Here is a 25,660-nt window from a genome sequence, read left to right as displayed (position 1 = left end):
GGACGGGAACCGAAACAACCAGAGGACGGCTTATGACCGTTGAGTGTGAGGCCGATACCTCGCGAAAAAACGCGACGACAACGCGCGGGAAGCCCTTTCAGGCCGGTAACGCCGGAAGACCGAAGGGAACCCGCAACAAGGCCACTTTGGCGCTGGAAGCCCTGTTAGATGGGGAAGGCGAGGCCATCACCCGCAAGGCTGTCGAGATGGCATTAGAGGGCGATACGACGGCCATCCGGCTATGCATGGATCGGATCATTCCGCCTCGTAAGGATCGCCCGGTACAGTTCGCCATGCCTGAGCTGAAGACGGCGGCGGATGCCGTTCTGGCAACCTCTGCTCTCGTCCAGGCTGTCGCGGCTGGGGACATCACACCTGGCGAGGCTGGCGACCTGTCAAAGCTCGTGGACGGATTCACCAAGGCGGTTGAACTCCACGACATTCAGCAACGCCTTGACGCGCTCGAAGCAGCACAGGGGACAAAATGACCAGTACAACGATGAGGAGGCTCGACAGGCTGGAGGCTACGGTCTTCCCACCTAAATGGGTGCCATGTCATTGCATCCTCGCGTGTTCGGAAGATGAGGCGGATTCGAAGCGGGCGGCAATGCTCGCGTCTGGGAAAGCCGCAGCGGGAGACGACTTCATGACTATACTTTTGGTCCCTGGGACTGGAGCAAAGCCATGAGTAGGGACATCGAGCGCCGTCTGTCGAAGCTTGAAACCTCCGTTTTGCCCATGCTCGGGTATTGGCATTCCATCTACCCTCGCGACGGCGCGGACTTCGACAGGCAAAGGGCGAACTTGATTGCCACGGGACAAGCCAAGCCCACCGATATGTTCTTTGATGAGAACGCGGGCCTTCCGCTCGTTCGACGGGTCATCCGTGATCCCGAGCGCGCCCCGGTCACGCGGACTCATGATGAGTGGATAGACATTCTAGACCGAAGGGAATCGGTGTGATGAGCAGAACAACCATGAGCCGCCTCGCAAGGCTGGAGGCTGTGAAAGCTTCCGCCAAGGGGAGCAACGTCTGGCATCAGGTTATCGGGGATTCCGACGATGAGGCATACGCGGCGCAAGCTGCTCTTATCGCTTCGGGGAGGGCATCTCCTGAGGACAACTTCATTCATCGGATCATCGTCACGCCCGCCCCTCGGCCCGGAAATGAATTTGTGGGGACGCACTCTTGAACCGGACCACGTTGAGACGCTTGGCGACTCTTGAACAGCAGGTGAGCAACCACGACGGCAACGTGCATATGATTTTCGGGATGAGTGCAGATGAATTGGAGTGCAAGCGATTGGCGCTAGAGGCTTCTGCTGAATGGACGGAGGGAGACCACGTTCTTGCAATCCGGTGGGTCAAAGCGATAGACGGGCGGCCTGCATGAGCTGGTCCGGCGCGCCCAGACAGCAGCGTAATTCAGGGGGGATGGGCTCGCACAGAAAGCTTACCGTTGTCAGGGTTGCTGACGACCCGGTGTGTCATAGTCCTCACGCTTGCGCCACATCCGTTCGCTTCGGATCCAAACCACGTCCGCTGCCGTCAGTTTGTTGAATGCGTCGAGGACATTCTTCTGAATGGCCGTGTTACCATTCGCGTTGATGCGCGTGAACTCGTCGCCAAATCGAGAAGCAATCTCACCGACAGCTGTCTCTTGGTGAAGAGCCCCGTTCTGCCTCAACTCAGATGCCATCCACGCCGCTACATCTTGGGCTGAGACGCTCAAAACTTTTTCCCAGAAGTTTCTGCCTGGGCAACGGGAAGGAGTGATTCGATAGAAAAATGCGCTCTTTCCCGTTTTGCTCCCGCAAACCAAACAGCCCAAATTCCTTTGTCACTCTCATCTGTGTCCACCGTCATCTTTGGGCCGCCGGATTTCAGTTGAACGATATCGCCTTTGTTGAACTTACTTGCCATCAGTTCTCGCCTTCCGTGGAACATGAAAAATCCCAAAGAGGAATTTTAACGCAAGAAGCTTGGCTGTAAAGGAGTATTCGCTGGCAAGGCTTCGCGAATCAGCGCCAATGTCGAGGCGAACGAACGATGTAGTTGAGTTTATAGCTATCTTACGGTAGTTTATAAAAATTCGATAAGATTGGGTAAGGTCGCTAAAAATGGATCCTCGGTTGAACCCATATTCCCCCGGAGCAGGCAGTCCGCCTCCGGAGCTCGCGGGACGGGATCAGATTATTGAGCGCGCCGATATAGCGCTTGATCGAATACGCTCTCGACGCTCCAGCCGCAGCTTTATCTTCTACGGGCTGAGAGGGGTTGGAAAGACCGTTCTGTTAAACCGAATCCGACTCAATGCCGAAGCTAAGCAATACGTAAGCGTATGGATTGAAGCTCCCGAGGAACGGTCCCTCCCGGCCTTGCTTGCTCCGGCCCTGAGGGCGACGCTCCTACGACTTAACCGAGGCGAGGCGCTTCGGGATGCCACCAGGCGCGCGATGAGAGCCTTGGCGGGCTTCTCAAAGGCCTTGAAAGTCAAATATGCCGACATCGAGGTGGGTATCGATCTAGAACCAGAGGCCGGGGTCGCAGACAGCGGGGATTTGGAAGCCGACCTAGCAGACCTTATGGAGGTTATCGGAGAAGCTGCTGCCGAGCGAAACACGGTGGTTGTAATTTATATTGATGAACTTCAGKATGTCCCCGAGGATCAACTTGCCGCTCTCATAAGCGCGTTGCACCGTGCTTCGCAGAATCAGTTGCCGATTACGATGGTGGCTGCGGGCTTACCCCAGCTCGTCGGTCGAACTGGCCGGGCAAAATCCTATGCAGAGCGACTATTCGAGTTCGTGCCCGTTGATAAATTGGATATTGATGCGGCTCGCAAAGCGCTCTGTGTCCCCGCCGAGAAGGAGGGAGTCGTCTTCGCAGAAGAAGCGATTTCGGAGATAACGGACCAAACACGAGGTTACCCATATTTTCTCCAGGAATGGGGCAAGCATAGTTGGGACCTAGCGGACACCTCACCTATTGAGGATGGCGACGCGAAGCGGGCCACGGTCGCTGCGTTAGCAGAGCTTGATGCTAGTTTTTTTCGCGTGCGTTTTGATCGTCTAACGCCCGCCGAGAAACGCTACATGCGCGCCATGGCGGACCTAGGCGCGGGGCCACATAGATCGGGCGACATAGCTGAACGCTTAGATCGAAAGGTAACGACTGTCGCGCCCATTCGGAACTCGCTTATCGCAAAGGGGATGCTTTACAGTCCATCCCACGGTGACACGGCGTTTACCGTTCCTTTGTTCGACGGTTTTATGAGGCGAACGATGCCCGGCAATGTTGAGGATAGTTCTGTCGAAGATGGCGATCTATCCGAGTAACACAACCGCACCCTGCCCGCGTCAGCGGAAAAGCAGGGTGTGGGAAGTGTCTATGGCTCGCCTTTGCCCTTAGCCGGTCACTGCTTGCCGCCCTGCCCGGTATCTGGATCAAGAAGGATCCTCGCGTAGATCGCCTCCTGAGCTTCGTCATCGGGGCTGGGGCTGTTGCGGACCGTCTCTTTCAAAGTCTCATAGAGGGGCGGAAGAAAGTGCGCGGCAAAGGCCCTCGCCGTGCTTGCCAAGGGTTCGGGCTGCTTCCCCGCCTCGCCATCGAGGAATGTCTCGTAGCGCCGCGCCATCTCTTGAACTCCGGCCTCATTCACCATCCCAGCCCGGTGCATCGACTGCATCGCGTGGTCGTAAAGCAAAAGGCTCATCAACTTGTCCAGAACGAAGAGCGTTCCCGTAATCTGTTCTGCTGTGAGCGGGGATATTTCTGGCGTCTTGTCGTCCATTATGCGGCGGCCTTTCTGACAGGGCGTTTAAAATAGAATTCATCCCCGGACACGGCCGCCAGCTCCCATCTTTCCCCGCCCAATTTCTGCAAGAGCTTCGGGATGTTGCTGCTCGTTCTGGGGCGCATGGCGGCTCGGTATTCCCACCCGTCTGTCGGTTGGCCGCTGTCGTCTGTTGTGTGCTCTGAGGCGTGACGCGTAAGGGCGGCCGTGAGCCGTTCAAGCTTGCTGCTGACATGCCCATGGGCCTCAAGGTCGCCGGCTATCTCGACAGCAAGGGAAGCCATCGCGGCCGCCTCTGTTCTCGTCATTGCGTTGTTCATGGATCTCGATCCCTCAGGCGAACGCCCGCCCCTCCCCCATTCTCGGGGATAAACTGCAAGCCCGCTTTCTCGAATGTCTCGACCAGGGCGCGATTATTCATTGTCGCCATTCGCGCGCCCTCGTCCTTGGTTTCGAACGCGCCAATGGTGGATTTCGAGACGCCAGACGCCTCCACCAAGTCGTTCTGTTGCCAGCCCAACAAAGCGCGGGCCGCTCGGCATAGCCGGGGCGTTAGCCGGATCGGCTTCTTGTCGTCAGTCATTTAGCCCCCTTCTGCACTGAAATTACTGTATCTCAAATACAGCCCTGTTGACAAGGTGCCGTTTGTCCCCCATACCTGTATCACAAATACAGAACAGGTCTGGAGATACAGATATGAGCCTCCACCGCAAAATTGACTGGAGAGCCGCAAAGCAAGAGATGCGCTCCGCTCGTCCTCGGATCGATACCGCTGCGATCCTAGCCCGGTCTCTTGAGGCCGCTCGCGTCCTGACCGCCCGCAACGTCGCCGCTGCCCGTCCGCTGGTGGCGAATGGCGCTTACGACCTCTCCGCCATCATGGGAGCAGCGCTCGCACAAGCCCGCCTCGACCGTTCCAAGGGCTCGACCATCGCATGGTCCGTGCTGATCGGTGCTGCCCTCCGGTTCGTCTGGAGCCGCGCAAAGGCTCTGCGCAATGCGGGGGCACACTGATGGCCGCGTTCCAAGTCTGCGCCTGCTGTGCCAAGCATAGCCGCCCCTCTCGCCTCGTCTGCACAGGCTGCGGCGCGACGGCATTCCGTCTCCCCACCGAAGCCGAACAACACCGCGTAGCCGCTGCGTGGGAACACGTTGGCAACCTCATTGCCGCGTCGATCCCAAAGGCCTCGCCCTGGTCAACCGGAAGCGCGTCATGACTTGGACCCTCTATCTCGTTGGGCAAGCCCTCCGCCTTGCCTGTGGCTTCGGTCTTCTCGTTCTCGCCTGTCTCCTTGTCGCCGTCTCAACCACCTAAGGGAGTGACCACAATGGCCGTCTTCAACCTGTTCCGCCGCGATCCTGCCAAGCCCCGCCTCTCGATGCGGGAGCGTCTGCACAACACCGCTGCACGGATCCTGCCCCGTATGTCTCGCGCCCATAGGAAGGGCGGGGGCGGCACGGACGCAGCTCGCAGGGCCGTCGTGACCGGGACACTCGCCGTTGCCGCCGTGGGTGCGGTTCCGGCGATTGCTGCGGCCCCCAGCAAGGACGTTGAGCTTATTCGCATCGGCCACTTGCGAGACGCCGAATTTGCGATTGCGACGGCCGGAGACGGCGAAGGCAAGAGCGATGCGGAATTTAGTGCGGCGTGCGAAAAGTATTGCGAAATCGAGTTCCGGATTCACGATATCCCCGCGCATACGATTGAAGGCCTCGCCGTCAAGGCGCGGCTCGCGCTGGAATATGCCACCCCGAAGGACCCCGATCAGCCCACCTTAGACGATATCATCGTCTCTTTGCTTGAAGACATTCTGCGTCTCGCGGGACGGGGGACAAAGGCATGAACGCGCACCCCTCGCAATGTGCTTTCTCCTTCACCCCAACCCAACGCGACCCCGCTTTGCTGGCGGTGGCTGACTGCTCCTATGCATGGAAGCGCTACACGGCCGCACTGGGCGAACGCGATGACCCGGAGGCGCCCGACGAAACGCGGGACCTCTTTGACGCGAGGGCCGCTGAGGCACTGTATGATTGGGAAGCAGCATGGCGGTGTGTGCTGCACGTCACCCCTACGACAGTCGCCGGGGCGGTCGCCCTGGCTGCGTTTCTTGCCGCGCACAATGACGAAACGGGCGGGGACGAAACCGCACGGGAGACCCTGAGCGCCCTCGCCGTTTCGCTCAAGCACTTTTCCGAGGCGGCGTGATGTTCACCGTGGAGATCAAGCGCATCCGATTCATGAACGCTACGGTGGCCGCGATGCTCGATAATGTTGAACGGCAACTTAAGGCGGGCCTGGTTGGTGAAAACGGACAGAGCGTAAGGGTCGCCGTCCGCGTTCTTGAAGAGCACACCGTTACTCTCGCCCGGCTGGTGATCGAACTCCGCAAGACCATACAGGCGGCGCGACATGAGGGGTGAAATGGGTCTTTCGCGCGGTTCGGGCGGATTGGCGAAAGGTCGGACCGCGCCATGAAACCCGCCACACTCGTTTTCGCCCTCTGTCTGTTGGTCCATGTCGGCCGCGCTGAAACCTTGGCCGAAAGCGTAGACGGCCGCTCCGCCGTTATCATTGATGGCGATACGGTAGCTATAGGTGGGGAGAGAATCCGACTTTTGAACGTGGATGCGCCCGAAAGTTTCCGGCCTCGATGCGAACGAGAGCTTGTCGCGGGCCTCAGGGCCAAGGAACGTCTCGCGGAACTGCTGCGGGCTGGATATGTCTGGATCGAGCGCCAGGGGCAGGACCGCTACAGGCGCACCCTTGCCCGGCTTTTGCTCGTACAAGCCTCAAGTGGCGCTCCCCGTGATGTGGGGGCTATCCTCGTCTCGGAAGGCCTTGCCGTGCTGTGGCAATCCGGCAGGGCTGCCTGGGAATGGCGGCGGCGTCATTGGTGCGGAGATTGAGCCGGGCTGGCCGCCTCACTCTTTTGAGTCGCCTTGGCTTCCTTGCGCCCCAACGGGTTTCCCGTACTATTCCTCTCAAGCACTTGCGGTCGGTGTTGGGTAGAGCACGATGGAACTCACTGTTGCAAGCGAGCGATCCGAAATCGAGATTCAGCAGCATGCGGATAGCGAGCGGGTAAAGCACTCGCTTCGACAACTAGCCGCCAACATGCTTCGCATAGTCCGGGGGGCCGGCTCTCCTAAGCTCGCTCGACAAATGGGCGATTGCGTTGACGCCTTCGAGGCCTATCGGGCGTCACATGGCAGCTATCCACCGTTCCAATCGATTCAAGAGTATCTGGACCCGGACAAGACCACTTCGGAAAACCGGCCGTGGAGTCTCCCGGACACTCAACAACTGATAAGATGGGAAGCTGACGGAAGCGTCGACCGAAAGTTCGCCTTGCAGGAAATTCGCAGCGGAGCGCTCCAGTTAGCCGCTTCCCAACTCGTGGATCAGCTTACTCATGAGGCGCGAGGCAAGCACGAGCTACTGGACGGCGTTCGCGCATACATCGCTGCACAGGAAAAGGGTCGCGAGTACCATCGCAGCGAATTGAAACGTACGACGACAACGGGTCGTAGAAAACGGCCGAAGACCGTCAAGTGGAAATGACGAACGCAAGCCGGCATATCGACGGCCGCCCGATCCTCTGGACGGATCCCGCTGGCACGACTCATTCATGTGTGCGGGCTGAGGCAGTGAAGGGCGAATACCTGATTTGGACGGATTGTCGAAAGGACGTCCCCCCCGACGCCGCGCATCTGTCGGGGCCCGACGAGCTCGTGACGTGCTTTGATTGCCGCACCGCCCAACATGGATGACGGGGGCGTTGATTGCCCTCCCCTTCGGCCATAAAACGGCGGGATGAAACCAGGTCGCAACCCCCGCCGCTCCTATGACGAGCACGGCAACCAAATCACTCCCGCGACAGTCGGGGAGCTGATCACTGGCAAGTGCAACTCCGTAATGGCCTATTGCGAAGCGGTTGGCTGCGGCCATGGTAGTGCGGTGTCCTTGCATGGCTGGTTATCGGAGACGTTCGTTCCTGACATGGCGTTGCGTCTTCGGTGCAGCAAATGCGGATCAAGGAGGATCAAAACGATGCTGAACACGGCAGAGATTTACCGGATGAGTTTCGGCCCTGGGGGCTATCAGGGGACATTCACCAGGGGGAAGAACATGGCGGAAATCGTGGAGATGATTGTGGGTCTGGGCCCCGGCAAACGGTTGGCGCTATCACGCAACGACGTGCGACTAGAGTTCGGAGATGGCGAGGCAGGCCTTGTTGCCCTGACAGAAGTTGCGCAGGACCACAATTGCGCGGTTGAGGCTGGCGACTCTACGACGGTAACCATTGCTAAGTATTCAGGCGTCCTCGTCTCGGGTGCCCTTGAATGAAGGGTGCCTTAGCTGGCCAGTATTGGTCCGGTCGCGGTACTCAACCTCCACTCGGATCTCGGGGCGCGTCCACGTGGCGCTCTTGCTTTTGACCCCGACAACAGCTGGTTTTTCTGTTCTGACAGCGTCGAGCCGGAGCTTTAACGCTCGTGCGCTGGCCACGCTAAAACCAGTTCCGACGCTTCCGGCGGCGTGCAGGCCGGTCGCGGTTTCCTCTGCCACGTAAATGCTGGCGAGAGACCCCGCACTCTTCTCGTACCCCACCACAACGAACGTGTCTGATCTGGTGCATTTGGTCTTGCGCCATTCGTCACGCCGCCCGGACCGATAGGCCGCATCTCGCCGCTTGGAGACGATCCCCTCCAGGCCGTGCCGGCAGGCATGGGAGAAAATGGTGGGACCGTCGCCCTCAATCTCCTCCGAGAGCAACAGCGGCCATTCTGCCGTGCCTATGATGCTCTCCAGTGCGTCTCGACGGTTTTCCAGCCTCCAGCTGCGCAAGTCATGCCCATCCAGGAATAGAAGGTCGAACGCATAGAACCCGGCGCGATCAGCGGGGGCGCGGCCCTTGCCCAAGGCGACCTGAAGCGCCGAGAAGTCCGAGCGCCCCTCTTCGTCCAGGACAACGGCCTCTCCGTCGAGGATGGCACTATGAATCGGCAGATTTTCTAAGGCATGGGCAATGCCGGGGAACCGTGCTGTCCAGTCGTGGCCTCGCCTCGTGCGGATCGTCACCTTGCCGCTGTCGATGTATGCGGAGATCCGGTAGCCATCCCACTTGACCTCGTGGACCCATTGCGCACCGCTCGGAGCCTTTGGGACGAGTGTCGCGAGGCAAGGTTCAATCCAGCTTGGCAAAGGAAGGTCAAAGAGCGCGGCCTGACGCGGATCCGGTGCCTTCGCCACCAGAGGCTGGCTGACCGCTTTCGGGTTGGCGACGTTGGCGCGCTGGACGGGGCGGCGGGGCGGCTTGACCATTTGTCAAGGGTGCAAGCCCTCGTGCCAGGAGTCGAATCGGATCGTGAGGCTGGGTTAACGACAGCAGTCTGTTATGCCCGCCGCTATCATCGGGAACGAGCAAGTTCGCGGCCCTGATCAATTCGAATGGCGAAGGAACTAGACTGGATCGACTTCCGTTCCCGCTTGACGCCCTAAGAACATAACCCTATGTCCCTTTCCGAAACGCGCTTGTCCTCGTCACTGAGGACGAGTTGTTGCATGTCCGGCAAGGGGTGACCCGATGCGAAAGAGACCATGGCCCACGATGGACCTCGCCTATATGGGAGCGTTTCTCGGCATGGGGATCGGTGCCGCACATAACTTCTATCACCTTGCCGACGGCGGGACCTCTTCCGAAAATCCAATTCTCCACATTCTCGTAGACGAGGTGGCGGCAACAATAGGTGTTGCTGGTCTGCTGGCCTGTTTTTCAGGCTTTCGCAACTGGCTTGTGCGCGCCTCCCCAAATTCTGATTTGTGACAAAGACCAGGAACCAACCAGGGCCCCCTTCTGAACTGGCAGGTGCACTACGCTGGGCGGAACAATACGCGAACCACGCTTTTACCTCCTGGGGCGATCAGTCCGGCGTTGAACTCTTCGCCAGTGGGAAAAGGGCTGGGTGGCCTTTATTGACACGGCAGCCGCGTCCCTTATTTCTTCTCCACCATGACAGTTCGCAAGACACGCAACGTGTCTCTCCCACCTGAACTTGCAACGAGCGATGAACGCGCCGCCTAGCCCTTCCACAGAACTCGAGCGCCTGCGGGCAAGCCACTCTGATCTGGAGATCGAAGTCGATAGGCTACAACATTGCCTGCGCCACGCGGAAGAGGCCCTTCAGGCGAGTAGGGCACTCAAGAGTGCGATTCTCGATGCGGCTCTCGATTGCATCATCAGCGTCAGCGACGAAAGCCGCATCGTTGAATGGAACGGCGCGGCCGAGAAAACATTCGGATACTCTCGCGAGGAGGCGCTGGGGAAGGATCTGGCTCAGCTCATCATCCCTCCTGAGTTGCGGGAGCGGCACTATCGCGGGTTGACCCGTTATCTCTCCACCGGTCAGGGCTCGGTTGTCGGAAAACGAGTGGAGGTGGAAGCACTGCGCGCGGACGGCACCCGGTTCCCGATCGAACTCGCGATAAACGCGACACAACTAAAGGGCAAGACGGCTTTCACCGCCTATCTCCGTGACATGACCGACCGCAAGCAAGCGGAGGCAACCCTACGCGAAAATGAACAGCGGTTCCGCGCCACCTATGAGCACGCCTTTGTCGGCATCGGAGAGGTGGGTCGTAACGGTCGTTTCGTGCGCGTGAATGAGCAGCTCTGCTCCCTCACTGGGTTCACGCGGGACGAGTTGCTCGCCCGGACATTCTGGGATCTGACCCATTGGGAGGAGCGCGAGGCGGACCTAGAGCAGTTCGCCCTCCAAATGGTGGGGAAACTGCATACCTACACGCTAGAGAAACGTTACATCCACAAAAGCGGCCGCATCGTCTGGGTTGAGGTCGCCGCGTCAAGGGTGGATGACGCGGCTGGTCGGCCACTCTACGGCGTTCGCGTGGTGCGAGATATCAGCGGCCGCAAGACGGCTGAGGAGCATCAGCAACTTCTCATCAACGAACTGAATCACCGGGTTAAGAACACGCTGGCGACGGTACAGTCCATCGCCTCACAGACGCTACGAACAGCATCCACACCTCAGACCGCAGTGGCGGCGATCGAAAGCCGGCTGTTTGCCCTCTCCCGTGCGCACAATGTGCTCACCAGTGAGAACTGGGAGGGTGCGTATCTGCGCGATATCGTCAGCGAAGCGCTTGCGCCCTACGGCAGCGACCAATCGGCCCGCGTTCATTGGCGGGGCTCCGAGAACCTGATTTCGCCAAGGATGGCTCTCGCCCTATCGATGGCGCTTCATGAACTCGCGACCAATGCGCTCAAGTACGGAGCCCTCTCCAACGACACCGGAGCGATCCACTTGACGTGGCTGGTCGATCATACGCTCAACCCTCCACACATCTTGCTCCGCTGGGAAGAGAAGGGCGGGCCGACGGTCAAACCTCCCTCGCGGGCGGGCTTTGGGTCACGTCTGATCGAACGCAGTCTGTCTCAAGACCTAGATGGGAAGGTGAAGATTGAATACGAATCGACTGGCCTCATTTGTACGATCGAAGTTCCTGTGCCTGTCTGAGGAGATGCGCGTTCCTTGAGCATCAGGCGCGCTTCCGTCGACCCGCGTTCTCATCACAGGAATACTGCGGAGTTGTGTGTTCAAACCTTTAGTTCTCAGCAGGGGAGTCTTGCTTCGCCCGCGCCCGACAACCCGATGCGCGCCGTCCGGTAACGGCCGTCGCCGCCCTCGTCCAGACATCGCCCTCGAAGCTGTCCTTGCTGCCTTTAACGCCGATGGAGACTAGAGCTGGTTACCATGGCCAAAGCCCGGAGAGCGCGATCCTCAAGACCTTTCGGATCTCTCTGGCCCGCCCTGGCACATTCTACGAGCTCCATGGCGATAAGGTCGCGGATTCGATTCGCCGGTATGTCCAGGCTGGATCTCTTCGTGGCAACCGACGCCATGGCCCGGTCATAAGCACGCCCCAGAAGTTGGGCTGATTCAGTGTCGAGGCATAGATACTCTCTACGTTCGGAATTTGGGATATCGCCACTCATGTTTGGGGCGAACTCGCTCTTCAAGGTCGGATGGGCGGGCATGGATACGACTCCGGAGAGGCTCAGACGCGCTAACCCACGAGCGTCGCCGTTGTTCCGTGCACGGTCTTTCCAAGAGCCTTAATTGGGTAACTTCCACAGCCAACACGCCCCAGGAGCTGTATGGCTAAGTCACTCGCCGCGAGCGCGCTGTTCGAGTAGCATTGTTCGAAAAGATTACTGTAAGAGTTGATCGAATCGTCTACCTTCGGTTCCTAGAGTGGGGGCGAATGGCAAACGGTAGCGAAAAGCCTCGTTCGAATAAAGATGATCCGGTCAAAAATCATGTCAAAGCGGTCTTGAGAAAACTGCTGACGCGGCACCCACCTGCTGAAAAGCGTTAGCCGCCTCAATGATGATCTATCCCAAGATCGAGTATAAAAAGAACATTCCCGGCAGCATCCGATACTTCCAGCGTCCATCCGCCAAGGGCGGCCTCGCTCCCAGCTTCAGTACGAAATTCCTCGACGGCTTTCCGCGCCTGTACGCATGCGTACTCAAAGCTTCCCGCTTCGATACCGGTGTCATCTGGGATGCGCTCCGTGTCGCTCGCCAAGTGGAAGAAAAATCTCACACCAGCCCCTCGTGCGCTTGGGTCAAAACGAAAAGTCGCCCGCGACGGGTATATAGGCTTACTATCATTAACGAGGGCTAAAGCTAACTCGCCGGAGAACCTAATCCTGAATTGCTACAAAGGTTCCTCAGCGTGGCGCGACCCGAACAGAGCCACGACTTCATGGCCAGCGTATTTCTCTTGCGTCGAGACGAGGATTTTGTGGGTCAGTTTCCCAAACGATTGCATGCTTGTAACTGCGCTAGAGCTTTACCCGGAGCGTACCAACTGGCTATCGGCTACTGTCTGTCAGTAAGTGCGTAGCCCCTCCGCCTCTTTAAAGCTTCAAACGCCACGAGAGCCGCGACTGCCTCCCCCCTCCCCTCGATACGCATCAAGCCGCGTCCTGCCGGGGCTGTTAATCCGCCTCCAGCGCCGCACGAGCACGACCTGGTCGAATAAGTCCCTCTCAACTGCCATCGTGTAAAAGCGAGCCATGTTTCGCGCGGGATYGATCCGCCAAAGCGAAACGGTGTCCAGCGATAAGGCGAGCTGCTCGGGACAATCTTGGTAACGGACTTTGTGGCGCAAGGCGGGGATGCCTCCGACCGAGCCCGTTCTAGAGTGCCATCAAGCGCCAGACTAGTTCAGGTCGTGATTGCATGACGCAGACCCCAACCGGTTCCATCTCACGCGAGTCTCCCGGCGCGAGTTCCGCCAACACTGTAAGGCTTATATCCCCAGAGTCCCTTCATGCTGTTCACCCGCAACCCTTCACCCCGCCCTCGGACTCGATCATCGTATGTGTCGTCCTTCCACATGAAGCAGAACCATTCGTCCGCAACCTTGCCGTGTGAATTTTGGAAGGATCCAATTTCCCAGAAGTACACATGCCTGTGGTCATCGAGGCGCTGCAAATACCATTCCTTCGCCTCGGCATAGTCTGCAAAGTGGCGCTCTTTCTTTTCCTCGGCATGTGAATTGTTCGTCCACTCAACGCAGAAGGGGGTCTCGTAAGGAAGTGTCATTGCTTGCTCACAATAGCTTAGGAGGGGGAGTATATGCGCTGACTTACCAGTGCCAAGTGAGTTCGCAGCCGGGCGGTATCTGGAAATGGCTTGTTGTTCCCACCTTAAGTGTTGGCTTTCGCCAAGTCGGCCGGGTTATCGATTATCGGTGAGTTCTATGACGAGGCAGTGAGCGGCGCGGATCATGTGACGGGTCCGCTCTGGCTTGGCTGCCATACGGAGCGGATTGCCGGCAACGGCGTTCGGTGAATCATCATTGAGATGGCCAACCGCTTCGCATTACCTAAAATGCGCGATCCGTGTCACAGGCCCGTCCGGGCACACCTGCTTTTATCGAGCTCGCCTGCACACGGAACTGAGATAGCAATGGCTCTTTGCTTTGATCGTGGACCTCAGGTGGACCCCAACGCAGCCCAACAAAAAACCGCCCGAAGGCGGTTCATTGTATCTCTATGAAAATAAAAGAGAAATTGGAGCGGGCGAAGGGATTCGAACCCTCGACCCCAACCTTGGCAAGGTTGTGCTCTACCCCTGAGCTACACCCGCGCTCCTCGGCTTGCGCCGTTGCGAGGCCGCTCATTTGCCCCAAAACGATTCACATTGCAAGGGGCTTTCTGTTTGCAAAGGGGCTTTCTGTGGCGGATGGTCGGCGTTGTGCGACGGCGCGACGGGATGGAGGACCCCTTTTGCGGACCCGACCGCGCCGGGCTTTTTTGCCGGCCGTCTTGAGCCGGATCGCTCCGGCCTCTAGAACCGCCCCAAGCGGAGTTTCCGGATCGTGGACCACCTTTCTCCCCAGGCGCTTCTGGCGCATCTCGCGTCCCTCGGCATCGAGACCGAAACCGTCGAACATACGGCGGTCTTCACGGTTGCGGAATCCCGCCCTGTCAAGGCCGGCATCCCGGGCGCCCATTCCAAGAACCTGTTCGTGAAAGACAAGAAGGGCCGCTTCTTCCTCATCACGGCGCGGGACGAGACGGCCATCGACCTCAAGCGGGTGCATGCGGCGATCGGCGCCTCGGGCCGGGTTTCATTCGGCTCCGCCGATCAATTGCGTGCCCGGCTGGGCGTGGAGCCCGGATCGGTGACCCCTTTCGCCATCGTCAACGACCACGCCGGCGACGTGACGATGATTCTCGACGCCAACCTGATGGACCATGAGCGGATGAATTTTCATCCGCTGGTCAACACCATGACGACGGGGATTTCCCGCGAGGATCTGCTTCGGTTTCTGCGCGCGACCGGCCACGAGCCGCTCATCCTGCGGCTGCCGGAACCGGCCTCTCTTGCCGAGCCGGAATTGTCAGAAGGGGCCTGAGCGCCCATCTGACTGATAACGCCATCCCTCAAGCTGTGTCCGAGGCCGCCATGCTGAACGATCGTCCCGCCGCCGGAATCGCCGATTCCGACCTCATCAAAGACACGACCACCAAGGATTTCCGGCAGGACGTGATCGCGGCCTCGATGGAGCAGCCGGTGCTGGTCGATTTCTGGGCGCCCTGGTGCGGGCCCTGCAAGCAACTCACCCCCGTCATCGAGAGGGCCGTTCGCGAAGCCGGCGGGAAGGTCAAGCTCGTGAAGATGAACATCGACGACCATCCGCAGATCGCCGGCCAGCTTGGCGTCCAGTCGATTCCCGCGGTCTTCGCATTCCAGAAGGGCCAGCCGGTCGATGGGTTCATGGGCGCCCTGCCGGAGAGCCAGATCAAGGGGTTCATCGAGCGCCTCGTGGGGCCCCTCGGGCCGAGCGCCGTCGAAGGGCTGATGGCGCAGGCCGATGCGCTCGCGGCCGAGGGCGACGCCGCCGGGGCGGCGGAACTTTATGCTGCCGTGCTGACGCAGGACCCCGAGCAGGTGGGCGCTCTCGCGGCTCTGGCGAAGCTGCATCTGGAATTCGGCGACCTGGAGGGCGCCAAGCGCTTCATCGCCATGGTCCCGGCAGCCAAGCAGAATGACCCGGCGGTCGCCGGCGCCCGCGCCGCCATCGATCTCGCCGAGCAGGCGGAATCGGTGGGAGACCTGTCCGACCTGCAGGCGCGCGTGGCCGCCGAGCCCCTCGACCATCAGGCGAGGTTCGACCTTGCCATCGGGCTCAACGCGCAAGGAAAGCGTGAGGAAGCGGTCGACCAGCTTCTTGAAATTGTGCGTCGCGACCGCAATTGGAACGAGGACGGCGCGCGCAAGCAGCTCGTGCAGTTTTTCGAAGCGTGGGGCCCGATGGACGACATGACCTTGGCGGGCCGCCGAAAGCTCTCGTCGATATTGTTCTCGTGACCGGGAGCCAATGGAGATCCGAATGGGAATGAACGCGGTCTACCGGGGGCCGAACGATTGCCCTGCGGTGATTCCGGTCTTTCCGCTTCCGGGCGCTCTCCTGCTGCCGCGGGGCCAGATCCCGCTCAACATCTTCGAACCGCGCTATCTTTCGATGATCGACGACGCGCTCAAGGGCGACCGGATGATCGGGGTCATCCAGCCGGATCAAGACAACGGCGGCTCGGCCGCTCTGCCGCGTCTCTATCACGTGGGTTGTGCCGGGCGGATCACCCAATTCGCCGAGACCGGCGACGGGCGTTATCTGGTGACCCTCGTCGGGGTGGCGCGGTTTCGCATCCTGGAGGAGCTCGGCACCACGACGCTCTACCGTCAGTGCCGCGTGAATTTCGACGCCTATCCGACCGATTTCATCGCGCGGGCCGGCGAGGACGAGGTCGACCGCGCCGGCGTCGTCAAGGCTTTGCGCGATTTCGTGCAGGCTGCCGACGTGCGAGTGGATTGGCAAGGCATCGAGGATGCGCCCAACGAGGCCCTGGTGAATGCCCTGTGCATGATGAGCCCCTTCGGCGTTCGCGAGAAACAGGCCCTTCTGGAGGCCGAAACCCTGAAGACCCGTGCCGAGGTGCTGATCGCCCTGACGGAGATCGAGCTGGCGCGGGGCGCAAGCGGCTCCGACACGACATTGCAATAGGACGAGACCCCATGACCGATGCCTCCCCCCAGCCCGTCGAGGCCACCCGGATCGACCCGAAGCTCCTCGAAATGCTCGTCTGTCCCCTGACGAAGGAATCGCTCGATTACGACGCGGCGCGGCAGGAGCTCATCAGCCGCGGCGCCAAGCTTGCCTATCCGATCCGCGACGGCATTCCGATCATGCTGCCCGAAGAGGCGAGGCCCCTGGACGATTGACGCCCGCCTTCGTCACATCGGTCGCCTGATAGTCACCTCGGCGAGCGCAAGGACGCGCCTCGCCATATCGGCATGGAGCCGCTCGACCATGCGACCCTGAAGCGCGATGGCGCCCCGCCCGGCATTTTCGGGCTGCGCGAAAGCCTCCACGATCGCGCGGGCACTGGCGATCTCCTGTTCGGACGGTGCGAAAATCTCGTTCGCGGCGGCAATCTGGTTCGGGTGGATGAGCGTCTTGCCGTCGAAGCCGCAATCGCGACCCTGCTCGCATTCGGCGCGAAAGCCTGGCTCGTCCCCCAGCAGGTTGTAGACGCCGTCCAGAATGTCGATGCCGTTGGCTCGCGCGGCCGCGAGCGCGCTCATCAGCCAAGGCAGCATGGCGGCCCGGCCGGGTGCGAGGCGCGTGCGCGTTTCCTTCGCGAGATCGTTGGTGCCCATCACCAGACATGTCAGGCGCGTATCCACATCGTGCGCCGCCGCCGCGATGGCGCCGATGTCGAGAAGCGCCAGCGGCGTTTCGATCATCGCCCAGACCCGCGTGCGCTCGGGCGCCTTCATGCGGCGCAGGCGCGTGCCGACAGCCACCAGCGCTTCGGGCGTCGACACCTTGGGAACCAGGATGGCGTCGGGGCCTGCGCCGGCCGCCGCCGCGAGGTCGTCTTCGCCCCAGGGCGTGTCGAGGGTGTTGATGCGGATCACCACTTCGCGATTCCCGTAGCCGCCCTGTCGAACGGCCGCGCAGACCCGATCGCGGGCCGCGGCCTTCTCGTCCGGCGCGACCGCGTCCTCGAGATCGAGAATCAGCGCATCTGCGTCCAGCGAACGGGCCTTTTCGAGCGCCCGGAGATTGGACCCCGGCATGTAGAGTGCGCTGCGTCGTGGAATGATGGCATTCATGGCGTTCTCCTTCGGGTCTTCATAGCGCGCAACGCAATCCTGCCAACTCCAAACATGCGCCGCGGGGCTTGCCGAGCCGATGGGTCAGGAGGAATGATGCGAAGGACGCGGAATAAGGAGCGCTGCGATGGACGGTTCGGGGGCTTCCAACCAGGATATCCTGCTGCGGGACGGTGCAGACGGTGTCGTGACCCTGACGCTGAACCGGCCCGCCGGCTTCAACACCTTGTCGGAGGACATGCTGGCGGCTCTGCAAACGGCGCTCGACGACATCGCGACGGATGAGCACGTTCGCTGCGTGGTGATCGCCGCGACGGGCCGTGCGTTCTGTGCCGGGCATGATCTCAAGGAGATGCGCGCCCATACCGATCAGGCCTATCACGAGGCGCTGTTTGCCACTTGCAGCCGCGTCATGCAGTCCATCGTCCGTCTGCCGGTTCCGGTCGTCGCCAAGGTGCAGGGCATTGCCACCGCGGCCGGCTGCCAGCTCGTCGCCACATGCGACCTCGCGATCGCGGCGGAGAGCGCCACCTTCGCGGTATCGGGCATCAATGTCGGGCTCTTTTGCTCAACCCCGGCGGTTGCGCTGTCGCGCAACGTGGCGCCGAAGCAGGCCTTCGACATGCTGATGACCGGCCGCTTCATCACCGCGTCCGAAGCCCTGTCGAACGGGCTCGTCAGCCGCGTCGTGCCGGATCGCGAACTCGACGCGGAGACGGCGACGCTGACGCGTGACATCTGCTCGAAAAGCCCGGTCGCGGTGCGGACCGGCAAGGCCATGTTCGCCCGGCAGCGCGCCATGAGCCTCGAAGACGCCTATGCGTATGCGGGCGGCGTGATGGCGCACAACATGATGGCGCAAGACGTCGCGGAGGGGATCGACGCCTTCATGGCGAAGCGCAGGCCGGAATGGACGGGGCGGTGAAGAGCGCGACGCTTCAGGATGTTCCCGCTTCTTTCCGCGCGCGCGCCATTTCGCGCAGGCGGAATTTCTGAATCTTGCCCGTCGAAGTCTTGGGCAATTCGGCAAACACGACGGTGCGTGGACATTTGAACGATGCGAGGTGCTGCCGGCACCAGGCGACGATATCCTCGGCCGACGCGGTCTCCCCGGGTCTCAGCTCCACGAAGGCGCACGGCGTCTCGCCCCATTTGTCGTCGGGCATCGCCACCACGGCGGCGGCCTGGACGGCGGGATGCTTGTAGAGCGTGTCCTCCACCTCGATGGACGAAATGTTCTCGCCGCCCGAAATAATGATGTCCTTGGAGCGATCCTTGAGCTGGATATAGCCGTCCGGATGCTTCACCCCGAGATCGCCCGAATGGAACCACCCGCCCTCGAAGGACGCGGCTGTGGCGGCGGGGTTCTTGAGATAGCCCTTCATCACCACGTTGCCACGAAACATGACCTCCCCCAACGTCGCTCCATCGGCGGGCACGGCGATCATAGTTTCCGGGTCGATGACGTCGACACTCTCCAGCACGGGGTAGCGCACGCCCTGGCGCGCCTTGAGGGTCGCGTAATCGGCACCCTCTCGCTCATCCCATGCCGAGTGCCATTCGTTGACGACGGCCGGGCCGTAGACCTCCGTGAGGCCGTAGAGATGCGTCACGTCGAAACCCGCCTGCTTCATGGCGGCAAGCACCGCTTCGGGTGGCGGCGCCGCGGCGGTGAGGAACGCGACCTGGCGCGGCAGGGGCCGCTTGTCGGCCGCCGGTGCATTGAGCAGCGTCGACATTACCACGGGCGCGCCGCACATATGGGTGACCCCGAGATCCGCGATGGCATCGAAGATGGGTTTCGCCCGCACCGCACGCAGGCACACATGGGTGCCGGCGACGATGGACAGGGACCACGGAAAGCACCAGCCGTTGCAATGGAACATGGGCAGCGTCCAGAGATAGACCGGATGCTGGCCCATGCGGCTCGTCAGGATGTTGCCCATCGCCAGCAGGTAGGCGCCGCGGTGATGGTACACGACGCCCTTGGGGTCGCCGGTCGTGCCCGACGTGTAATTGAGCGAAATGGCGTCCCATTCGTCGGCCGGCGGGCTCCAGGGGAAGTCCGGGTCGCCCTGATCGAGAAGCGCCTCGTATTCGATGGAGCCGACGCGCTCACCCTCGCCTGCGAATTCGGGATCGTCATAATCAATGACGAGCGGTTTCTCCGCGAGCTGTTCGAGGGCCGCTTTGGCCACGGCGGAAAATTCGCGATCGACGATCAACACCTTGGCGCCGCTATGCGCGATGGAGAACGCCACGATCGGCGCGTCGAGGCGCGTGTTGAGCGTATTGAGCACCGCGCCCGCCATCGGGACTCCGTAATGGCACTCGATCATCGCAGGCGTATTGGCCAGCATCGCCGACACGGTGTCGCCCCGCCGGACGCCGTGCTTTGCGAGCGCGGAGGCGAGACGGCGCGACCTTGCGTAGAAATCCCGGTAGTTGCGCCGCAGATTCCCGTGGACGATGGCCGTCTGGTCCGGGTGGACGCTGGCGGCCCGCTCCAAAAAGCCGAGCGGCGTCAGAGGCTGAAAATTGGCGGGATTGCGCTCAAGACCCTTGTCGTAGACGCTCTGGCTCACGGGAGAATTCTCCAGTTGCGGCGGCGTGCGGTCCGACCTTCGGGGAATGAAGGCAAAGGATTGGCGCACGCGCCACACTAGCCGCCGCGAGCGCCGGCGATCAACGGGCGAATTCAGTGACCCAGCGGCATCGATCCATGCTCAGGCGCCGGAGACGAACTCCACGTAGGGCTCGAGGCTGGAGAACGGCAGAGTGAAGCGCTGGCCGCGAAACATCGTCGGCACGTCCTGCCCGCCGGCATAGCCGGAGGTCAGCTTTCCGATCACCGTGAAGGTCTCGCCGGCCTTCACCGGGCCCCAGGGCTGGTCGATGTAGTCCACGACGCCGAGTTCGCTCAGCTTTTCCTCGACCGCCAGCGTCCGGGCGTGGGACGGAAGCTGCCGCAGGCTGTTCTGGATGTCGTCGCGCAGGCCCGCATAGGCCGGGTTGCCCACCTTGTAGCGGAGCTCCGCATCCTGCGTGAAGCGCCAGACCGAGCCGCGCACCATCTGGTCGAGCTTGGTGAGCGGCTTGTCCTCCGCCTTCTCCTTGCGGCCTTTGGCGCGCGCAGGGGCCTCGGCATGTTGCACGTCGCCGATCAGCGCCCATTTGCCGGTCCATTCGACGGCCCGGTAATCGCCGTTGGTCAGGCGATCGGTGAATTCCAGAATGTCGGAATCGATGGGACGGTTGCCGCCGCTCGACTCGAAATAGCGCAGGCGCATGTCATCGGGAAGCAGCAGGTAGAACGAGTCGCTTTTCACGTCGACGTCGAAGATCTTCTTGACCTTGACGACCTGTTCGCGCGCCGACGGAGCCTGAACGCCGTCACCGGTCGGGTAGACCATCGTGCCCTTGGGAACGCGAATATAGCCGCTCTGCTGAATCTCTGACATAAGAATGTAGTCTCGCTCTCGGAATAAACCATGCATGAAAGCCCGCGCACCGCGCAGGCAATCCTCCAAGTGCCCCGTAAACTCGCAAATAGCCACCCGTTACGGAGCGCAAAATGCTATCTGGGCCGCTTTTGTCACGCCCGCATGGCTGCTTTGCGGCGACGCGATAGCAAGTCGCTCGCGTATCGAGCCGTGGGACAGGGCGAGGCCCGGCGACAGCCATGAGCGGCCGTCGCCGGAATTGGAAGGGCTTCGTCAGGCCTTCTTGGAGCCGACTTCTTCGTCCCAGCGCCTGAACGCGATCACCATCTTGTCCGGTGTCAGCGGCAATTCGATCGGGTTGTTGGCGATCAGGTCGGCATATTCGGGACGGCCGAATTGCCGGATCACGTCCTGGCTCTCCTTCGGCGCCATCGACAACGGCACGTTCTTCACCGCCGGCCCCGGATAGAGATAGCCCTCGTCATACGAGAAGGCCTGCTGCTCGGGCTTGAGCAGGAAGTTCATCAGGTCGAGCAGGACCGCCAGCTTGTCGTCGGACACGCCCTTCGGCACGGTCATGAAGAATGCGTCCGACACCCAGTGGAAGCCCTTGAGGGTGCCGATCTGGGCGCTTGCCGGCACGATGCCGAGGGCGCGCGGATTGATGTCCCAGCCAGTGGTCGAAATGATGATGTCCCGCGAGCCTTCGCCGAACTCCTTCATGGTCGCGCCGGTGCCGGCCGGATAATACTCGATATGGGGGTTGAGCTCGCGCAAGTACTCCCAGGTCTTGTCCCAGCCCTTGACCGGATCCGTCGGGTCCTTGTCGCCGAGGATGTAGGGAAGCCCCATCATGAAGGTGCGGCCCGGGCCGGAATTCGCCGGCCGCGCATACATGAACCGCTTCGGATGAGCCTTGGCCCAAGCCAGAAGCTCTTCGGCCGTCTTCGGCACATCCTTGACGCGCTCGGGGGCGTATTCGATCAGCGGCCCGGAAGGGTAATAGTTGATGACGACCCCGAAGCCCTGTCCCTGTGCCTTGTGAAGGTTGAGCGCGGCCGGTTCGTAATTGGCCTCGAGACCGGGGAATCTGTCGTTGTAGGTCGGCAAGAGCTTGACCCAGAGATTCTGCTCGAGACCCGCCGCGAGACCGTCGCTTCCGGTCAGCACCATGTCGATATCGACACGGCCCGCATCCTGCTGGGCCTTGATCTTCGAGGCGAGCTCCGGCGCCGGCGCCTTCACGTAGGTGATGCGCGACACCAGTTCGGGCTTGGCCTTGCGGTATTCCTCGAAGGCCTTCTGCATCAGCGCCAGGGCGCCGCCGACATCGATGACGTTCAGCGCAACCGGGGCCTTGGGTAGCGGCAGGCCCTGCGCCCGCGCGCCGGTGGCCGCGAGGGCCGCAATGGTAGCAGCTCCTCCCACGAAGGTGCGGCGATCGATATTATTTCGTTCATGACTCATGTTTGTTCCTCACTGGTTTTTCAGGATCGGTGTCGACTTCCCGTTCGTCGCTATTGTGCAATCAGCCGATGGACGACCTCCTTACGGCGAGCGCCGCGTTTCATCGCGAAAAGACCTCGTCGCCCGCGCGGACTTCGAGAACGCGCAGATCGTCCGACCACAGAACCCGGCCGCGATCCGGCAGGGACACGCCGTGCCGGCGCAGCGCGGGCGCGATGAGCTCGAAAGGATGGTCGGAGGCCATCGCCAGCGCGTCCTTCGCGTCTGCGATGCCCCATTCGACAATTCTGCGGATGGCGCCATCCATCGTCAGCGCCGAGCCTGCGAGCGTGCGTCCACCCGGCGAACGCACGGAACCGTCGCTGCCGTGCTCGATGGTCATTCCGGCGAATTCGTAGGTTCCCGGTGGGGTCGCGGCGGCCGAGACCGCATCGGTGACGAGAATCGAGCGCGCGATCCCTTTGGCGCGGATCATCGCGCGCAGGGCCGGTTGCGGCAGGTGGATGCCGTCGACGATGAAACTGGCATGAAGATCCGGATCGGCCAGTTGCGCGAACAGCGTGTTGTCGAGTTTGGGCAGGATCTGCGGCAGGCCGTTGCCCAGATGGGTCGACATGCGGGCGCCTGCGCGAACCGCCATCGCCACCGTTTGCGCATCCGCCGCCGAATGACCGATCGCCACGATCTTGCCGGCCTCCGACATCGCGCGGATGAAGGCCTCGCTGCCGGGAAGTTCGGGCGCGATGGTGACGAGGAGGATCGGTTTCGACAGGCCGGCTTCGAGCCGGAACACGAGGTCCGCATCCGGCGCGATCATCACGGATGGCGGATGGCATCCCGCGTAGCCGTCCGCCGGATTGAGGAACGGTCCTTCGAGGTGATAGCCCGGCACCATCTGGCGCGCGCGCGGGCTTTGCGCGACGGCGCGATCGAGCGCGGCGAACCGGGCCGCAAGATCGCCGGCCGAGGCTGTGATGATCGTCGGCAGACACGACGTCACGCCCGTGGCGAACATCGCCGCGAGCGCCGTATCGAAAGCACGGGGGTCGAGGCGCGACGTGTTGAAGTCGACGCCCGCGAAACCGTTCACCTGAAGATCGACGAGTCCATGACTCTGCATTCCGGCCCTCTCATGCGCAGGCGGGAAGGGCGGCGGAATTCCGCCACCCTCCCCGTCATTCTGTCCACCCGCTGCGTCTATTGACGGGCTTTCGATCCGCCGATCTCGCGATCCCACTTGTCGAACATGGCGACCAGCGGCTTGGCGTCGAGCGGCGGCTCGATCGGGTTGTTGGCGATCAGGTCGGCATATTCGGGCCGGCCAAATTTCTTGATCGTGTCCTGGCTCTCCTTCGGCGCCATTTCGAGCGGCACGTTGTGGATTGCGGGACCCGGATACATGTAGCCGTGATCATACATGAAGGCCTGCTGCTCGGGCTTGAGCAGATAGGCGATCAGTTGCAGCAGCACGTCCACCTTTTCCTGCGGAACGCCTTTGGGGATCGCCATGTAATTGGCGTCGCCGACCCAATGGAAGCCTTTCAGGGTTCCGACCTTGAAGTCTTCGGGCACGATTCCGAGGTAGCGGGGGTTGATGTCCCAGCCGGTGGTGGTCGCGATGATGTCGCGCGTGCCTTCGCCGAGTTCCTTCATGGTGGCGGTGGTGCCGCCGGGATAATACTCGATGCAGGTGTCGAGCTGCTTCAGATACGCCCAGGTCTTCTCCCAGCCATTGACCGGATCCATCGGGTCCTTGTCGCCAAGAAGGTAGGGCAAGCCCATCACGAAGGTGCGGCCGGGGCCGGAATTCGCCGGCCGCGCGTACATGAACTTGTTCGGATGCGCCTTGCACCAGGCGAGCAGCTTCTCGGCGGTGTCGGGCATATCCTTCACGCGCTGCGGCGCGTATTCGAGCAACGGGCCGGATGGATACCAGTCGATCACGAAGGCCTGCCCGCGACCCATCTTCTGCATGGCATAAGCGCCCGGCATGTAGAGCTTCGACAGGTCGGGAAAGCGATCCTGATATTTTGGCAGGATTTCGAGCCAGACGCTCTGCTCCATGCCGCCTGCCAGCGCGTCGTTGCCGGTCAGCACGAAGTCGATATCGACGCGGCCGGCGTCCTGCTGGGCTTTCAGCTTCGCGGCGAGTTCCGGCGCCGTCGCCTTGGTGAAGACGAAGCGGCTGACGAGTTCCGGGTGATCCTTCCTGAACTTCTCGATCGCCGGCTGGCTGATCTGAAGATCGCCTGCCACGTCGATGACGCTGATCGTCACCGGAGCAGCGGGCTTCGCCGGCGCGGTCTGCGCGAGACTTCCGGTCGCGAACGCGGCCGCGACCGCGAAACTCGCGATGCCGCCGTAACGAGGCTTGAACTGGACATTCATCGACTCACTCCTCCGGTGTTGAAAAATCTCTGGTGGTTCTCGGGCGTTGTCACTGCTGGGTGATGCGGGCGCGAAAGGCTTGCGAAAGCTTTCCCGCCGAATCCGTGTCGAGGAAGATGCGGCAGGCCGGATGCTGCTGGACGATGGAGGCCGGGCAGGCGTTGGTGACCGGGCCTTCGAGCGCCTCGCGCACCGCCTCGGCCTTGCGCGCATCGGGGACCGACAGCACCAGAAGCTTGCTCTTCATGATCTGGCGGACGCTCATGGAAATCGCGGTCTGCGGCACATCCTCGAAGGTCGGAAACCAGCCTTCGCCGAATTGCTGGCGACGGCATTTCTCGTCGAGCGACACGACGATGTAGGGCTCCTCGGTGTCGAAATCGGCCGGCGGGTCGTTGAACGCGAGATGCCCGTTCTCGCCGATTCCCGCGAAGGTGACGTCGATGGGATGGGCCTTGATGGCATCCGACACGCGCTTGAGCTCCGCGTCGAGATCGGCGGCGTCGCCATCGATGAAATGGAACGCGCCGAGCGTCGGGAGTTTGGAGGTGAAACGCTCGCGGAGGTAACGCCGGAAGCTTGCCGGATGGGTGTCGGGCATCCCGATATATTCGTCCAGATGAAAGCCCGTGACCTTCGACCAATCGATGCTCCGGTCGGCAACGAGCGCTTCGAGAATCTCGAACTGGCTTGCGCCCGTGGCGATCACGACATTGGCGTGTCCCCTGGTGTCGATCGCCGCGCGGATCGCGTCCGCGCCGGTCGCGGCGGCAGCTTTGCCGAGCTCCGTCTTGGTGGTGAAAAGCCGAATGTCCATCATGTCCTGCATTTCTCGCTGAGTTTTC

Annotated in this window: 33 protein-coding genes and 1 tRNA gene; 17 read left to right on the top strand and 17 right to left on the bottom strand. The window is 61.4% G+C overall.

The features are described 5' to 3' along the window. The first annotated feature begins 32 nt into the window (after positions 1-32). Both AC1DVM_RS00765 and AC1DVM_RS00760 read left to right on the top strand, forming a co-directional pair. Complete coding sequence (locus tag AC1DVM_RS00765; RefSeq protein WP_477251130.1) at positions 33-488, top strand: DUF5681 domain-containing protein; 456 nt, start codon at positions 33-35, stop codon at positions 486-488. 196 nt (positions 489-684) lie between these two features. Further along, positions 685-963 (top strand): hypothetical protein, encoded by a 279-nt coding sequence (locus tag AC1DVM_RS00760; protein ID WP_477251128.1) that lies wholly within the window; start codon positions 685-687, stop codon positions 961-963. Between the two features lie 499 nt (positions 964-1,462). Here AC1DVM_RS00760 and AC1DVM_RS00755 read toward each other — a convergent pair whose 3' ends face one another. Both AC1DVM_RS00755 and AC1DVM_RS00750 read right to left on the bottom strand, forming a co-directional pair. Beyond that, positions 1,463-1,732 carry a DUF6953 family protein gene (locus AC1DVM_RS00755; RefSeq protein ID WP_477251126.1) on the bottom strand — a complete coding sequence of 90 codons (270 nt, stop codon included), beginning with the start codon at positions 1,730-1,732 and terminating at the stop codon, positions 1,463-1,465. After that, the gene (locus tag AC1DVM_RS00750) at positions 1,729-1,923 is read right to left on the bottom strand and encodes a YodC family protein (RefSeq protein WP_477251124.1); all 195 of its coding nucleotides are present in this window, start codon (positions 1,921-1,923) and stop codon (positions 1,729-1,731) included. Before AC1DVM_RS00750 ends, AC1DVM_RS00755 begins: the two co-directional genes overlap by 4 nt. A 197-nt stretch (positions 1,924-2,120) precedes the next feature. Between AC1DVM_RS00750 and AC1DVM_RS00745 the strand changes: the two genes are divergently transcribed. Next, positions 2,121-3,338: an AAA family ATPase gene (locus AC1DVM_RS00745; protein WP_477251123.1), complete on the top strand. Its 1,218-nt coding sequence runs from the start codon at positions 2,121-2,123 to the stop codon at positions 3,336-3,338. 77 nt (positions 3,339-3,415) lie between these two features. Here the strand turns inward: AC1DVM_RS00745 and AC1DVM_RS00740 are convergent, their stop codons facing one another. The 3 genes from AC1DVM_RS00740 to AC1DVM_RS00730 are packed head-to-tail and all read right to left on the bottom strand — an operon-like array spanning position 3,416 to position 4,379. After that, positions 3,416-3,793 (bottom strand): hypothetical protein, encoded by a 378-nt coding sequence (locus tag AC1DVM_RS00740; protein ID WP_477251122.1) that lies wholly within the window; start codon positions 3,791-3,793, stop codon positions 3,416-3,418. Further along, positions 3,793-4,116: a hypothetical protein gene (locus tag AC1DVM_RS00735; protein WP_477251121.1), complete on the bottom strand. Its 324-nt coding sequence runs from the start codon at positions 4,114-4,116 to the stop codon at positions 3,793-3,795. The genes AC1DVM_RS00740 and AC1DVM_RS00735 overlap by 1 nt, the downstream gene beginning before the upstream one ends. Next, complete coding sequence (locus tag AC1DVM_RS00730) at positions 4,113-4,379, bottom strand: helix-turn-helix domain-containing protein (protein WP_477251119.1); 267 nt, start codon at positions 4,377-4,379, stop codon at positions 4,113-4,115. The genes AC1DVM_RS00735 and AC1DVM_RS00730 overlap by 4 nt, the downstream gene beginning before the upstream one ends. Before the next feature lie 113 nt (positions 4,380-4,492). Between AC1DVM_RS00730 and AC1DVM_RS00725 the strand changes: the two genes are divergently transcribed. From AC1DVM_RS00725 to AC1DVM_RS00695, 7 genes are all read left to right on the top strand, one after another. Next, positions 4,493-4,810, top strand: a complete 318-nt coding sequence (locus tag AC1DVM_RS00725; protein ID WP_477251118.1) for a hypothetical protein — start codon at positions 4,493-4,495, stop codon at positions 4,808-4,810. Between the two features lie 314 nt (positions 4,811-5,124). Next, positions 5,125-5,640, top strand: a complete 516-nt coding sequence (locus AC1DVM_RS00720; protein ID WP_477251117.1) for a hypothetical protein — start codon at positions 5,125-5,127, stop codon at positions 5,638-5,640. Continuing rightward, on the top strand, positions 5,637-6,002 hold the full coding sequence (locus AC1DVM_RS00715) for a hypothetical protein (RefSeq protein WP_477251115.1): 366 nt from the start codon (positions 5,637-5,639) through the stop codon (positions 6,000-6,002). The genes AC1DVM_RS00720 and AC1DVM_RS00715 overlap by 4 nt, the downstream gene beginning before the upstream one ends. Then, a complete protein-coding gene (locus AC1DVM_RS00710; protein ID WP_477251113.1) occupies positions 6,002-6,217 on the top strand; it encodes a hypothetical protein in 216 nt (71 codons plus the stop codon). Before AC1DVM_RS00715 ends, AC1DVM_RS00710 begins: the two co-directional genes overlap by 1 nt. Before the next feature lie 51 nt (positions 6,218-6,268). Beyond that, on the top strand, positions 6,269-6,703 hold the full coding sequence (locus tag AC1DVM_RS00705) for a thermonuclease family protein (RefSeq protein ID WP_477251112.1): 435 nt from the start codon (positions 6,269-6,271) through the stop codon (positions 6,701-6,703). 109 nt (positions 6,704-6,812) lie between these two features. Further along, positions 6,813-7,358 (top strand): hypothetical protein, encoded by a 546-nt coding sequence (locus AC1DVM_RS00700; protein ID WP_477251110.1) that lies wholly within the window; start codon positions 6,813-6,815, stop codon positions 7,356-7,358. A 489-nt stretch (positions 7,359-7,847) separates the two neighbouring features. Beyond that, on the top strand, positions 7,848-8,144 hold the full coding sequence (locus tag AC1DVM_RS00695) for a hypothetical protein (protein WP_477251109.1): 297 nt from the start codon (positions 7,848-7,850) through the stop codon (positions 8,142-8,144). Here AC1DVM_RS00695 and ligD read toward each other — a convergent pair. Continuing rightward, positions 8,112-9,122, bottom strand: coding sequence for a non-homologous end-joining DNA ligase (ligD, locus tag AC1DVM_RS00690; RefSeq protein ID WP_477251107.1), 1,011 nt, complete (start codon positions 9,120-9,122; stop codon positions 8,112-8,114). The genes AC1DVM_RS00695 and ligD overlap by 33 nt on opposite strands. 286 nt (positions 9,123-9,408) lie before the next feature. Between ligD and AC1DVM_RS00685 the strand changes: the two genes are divergently transcribed. Together AC1DVM_RS00685 and AC1DVM_RS00680 are read left to right on the top strand one after the other, a co-directional pair. Further along, positions 9,409-9,624, top strand: a complete 216-nt coding sequence (locus AC1DVM_RS00685; RefSeq protein WP_477251105.1) for a hypothetical protein — start codon at positions 9,409-9,411, stop codon at positions 9,622-9,624. A 241-nt stretch (positions 9,625-9,865) separates the two neighbouring features. After that, positions 9,866-11,335, top strand: a complete 1,470-nt coding sequence (locus tag AC1DVM_RS00680; protein ID WP_477251103.1) for a sensor histidine kinase — start codon at positions 9,866-9,868, stop codon at positions 11,333-11,335. Positions 11,336-12,202: 867 nt separating this feature from the next. Here the strand turns inward: AC1DVM_RS00680 and AC1DVM_RS00675 are convergent. The 4 genes from AC1DVM_RS00675 to AC1DVM_RS00660 form a co-directional block, all read right to left on the bottom strand. Then, complete coding sequence (locus tag AC1DVM_RS00675) at positions 12,203-12,427, bottom strand: DUF6894 family protein (RefSeq protein ID WP_477251101.1); 225 nt, start codon at positions 12,425-12,427, stop codon at positions 12,203-12,205. A 324-nt stretch (positions 12,428-12,751) separates the two neighbouring features. Further along, positions 12,752-12,997: a WGR domain-containing protein gene (locus tag AC1DVM_RS00670; protein ID WP_477251099.1), complete on the bottom strand. Its 246-nt coding sequence runs from the start codon at positions 12,995-12,997 to the stop codon at positions 12,752-12,754. Positions 12,998-13,095: 98 nt separating this feature from the next. Then, a complete protein-coding gene (locus tag AC1DVM_RS00665; protein ID WP_477251097.1) occupies positions 13,096-13,434 on the bottom strand; it encodes a hypothetical protein in 339 nt (112 codons plus the stop codon). A gap of 471 nt (positions 13,435-13,905) precedes the next feature. Next, positions 13,906-13,980 (bottom strand) — tRNA-Gly (locus AC1DVM_RS00660). 232 nt (positions 13,981-14,212) lie between these two features. Between AC1DVM_RS00660 and AC1DVM_RS00655 the strand changes: the two genes are divergently transcribed. The 4 genes from AC1DVM_RS00655 to AC1DVM_RS00640 are packed head-to-tail and all read left to right on the top strand — an operon-like array spanning position 14,213 to position 16,620. After that, positions 14,213-14,752, top strand: a complete 540-nt coding sequence (locus AC1DVM_RS00655) for a prolyl-tRNA synthetase associated domain-containing protein (RefSeq protein ID WP_477251096.1) — start codon at positions 14,213-14,215, stop codon at positions 14,750-14,752. Positions 14,753-14,802: 50 nt separating this feature from the next. Beyond that, positions 14,803-15,708, top strand: a complete 906-nt coding sequence (gene trxA, locus AC1DVM_RS00650) for a thioredoxin (protein ID WP_477251094.1) — start codon at positions 14,803-14,805, stop codon at positions 15,706-15,708. A gap of 22 nt (positions 15,709-15,730) precedes the next feature. Further along, positions 15,731-16,402, top strand: coding sequence for an LON peptidase substrate-binding domain-containing protein (locus tag AC1DVM_RS00645; protein WP_477251093.1), 672 nt, complete (start codon positions 15,731-15,733; stop codon positions 16,400-16,402). Between the two features lie 11 nt (positions 16,403-16,413). Then, positions 16,414-16,620 carry a Trm112 family protein gene (locus tag AC1DVM_RS00640; protein ID WP_477251092.1) on the top strand — a complete coding sequence of 69 codons (207 nt, stop codon included), beginning with the start codon at positions 16,414-16,416 and terminating at the stop codon, positions 16,618-16,620. Positions 16,621-16,632: 12 nt separating this feature from the next. On the opposite strand, the gene AC1DVM_RS00635 is transcribed toward AC1DVM_RS00640, so the two are convergent. Next, entirely contained in the window at positions 16,633-17,517 is an 885-nt protein-coding gene (locus AC1DVM_RS00635; protein ID WP_477251090.1) for an HpcH/HpaI aldolase/citrate lyase family protein, read from the bottom strand. 127 nt (positions 17,518-17,644) lie between these two features. Between AC1DVM_RS00635 and AC1DVM_RS00630 the strand changes: the two genes are divergently transcribed. After that, entirely contained in the window at positions 17,645-18,442 is a 798-nt protein-coding gene (locus tag AC1DVM_RS00630; protein WP_477251088.1) for an enoyl-CoA hydratase, read from the top strand. A 13-nt stretch (positions 18,443-18,455) separates the two neighbouring features. On the opposite strand, the gene AC1DVM_RS00625 is transcribed toward AC1DVM_RS00630, so the two are convergent. The 6 genes from AC1DVM_RS00625 to AC1DVM_RS00600 all read right to left on the bottom strand — a co-directional run bounded on the left by AC1DVM_RS00625 (position 18,456) and on the right by AC1DVM_RS00600 (position 25,635). Beyond that, positions 18,456-20,102 carry an acyl-CoA synthetase gene (locus tag AC1DVM_RS00625; RefSeq protein WP_477251086.1) on the bottom strand — a complete coding sequence of 549 codons (1,647 nt, stop codon included), beginning with the start codon at positions 20,100-20,102 and terminating at the stop codon, positions 18,456-18,458. Between the two features lie 141 nt (positions 20,103-20,243). Further along, positions 20,244-20,978: a hypothetical protein gene (locus tag AC1DVM_RS00620; protein ID WP_477251084.1), complete on the bottom strand. Its 735-nt coding sequence runs from the start codon at positions 20,976-20,978 to the stop codon at positions 20,244-20,246. Positions 20,979-21,233: 255 nt separating this feature from the next. Next, positions 21,234-22,427: an ABC transporter substrate-binding protein gene (locus AC1DVM_RS00615; protein ID WP_477251082.1), complete on the bottom strand. Its 1,194-nt coding sequence runs from the start codon at positions 22,425-22,427 to the stop codon at positions 21,234-21,236. Positions 22,428-22,527: 100 nt separating this feature from the next. After that, the gene (locus AC1DVM_RS00610; protein WP_477251080.1) at positions 22,528-23,547 is read right to left on the bottom strand and encodes an N-acetylglucosamine-6-phosphate deacetylase; all 1,020 of its coding nucleotides are present in this window, start codon (positions 23,545-23,547) and stop codon (positions 22,528-22,530) included. 77 nt (positions 23,548-23,624) lie between these two features. Continuing rightward, positions 23,625-24,815 (bottom strand): extracellular solute-binding protein, encoded by a 1,191-nt coding sequence (locus AC1DVM_RS00605; RefSeq protein WP_477251078.1) that lies wholly within the window; start codon positions 24,813-24,815, stop codon positions 23,625-23,627. Positions 24,816-24,864: 49 nt separating this feature from the next. After that, the gene (locus tag AC1DVM_RS00600; RefSeq protein ID WP_477251077.1) at positions 24,865-25,635 is read right to left on the bottom strand and encodes a glucosamine-6-phosphate deaminase; all 771 of its coding nucleotides are present in this window, start codon (positions 25,633-25,635) and stop codon (positions 24,865-24,867) included. Positions 25,636-25,660: the final 25 nt, after the last annotated feature.

The sequence above is a fragment of the Microvirga sp. P4_A5 genome (genome assembly GCF_056402495.1).
This window is presented reverse-complemented; position numbering and strand designations above follow the sequence as displayed.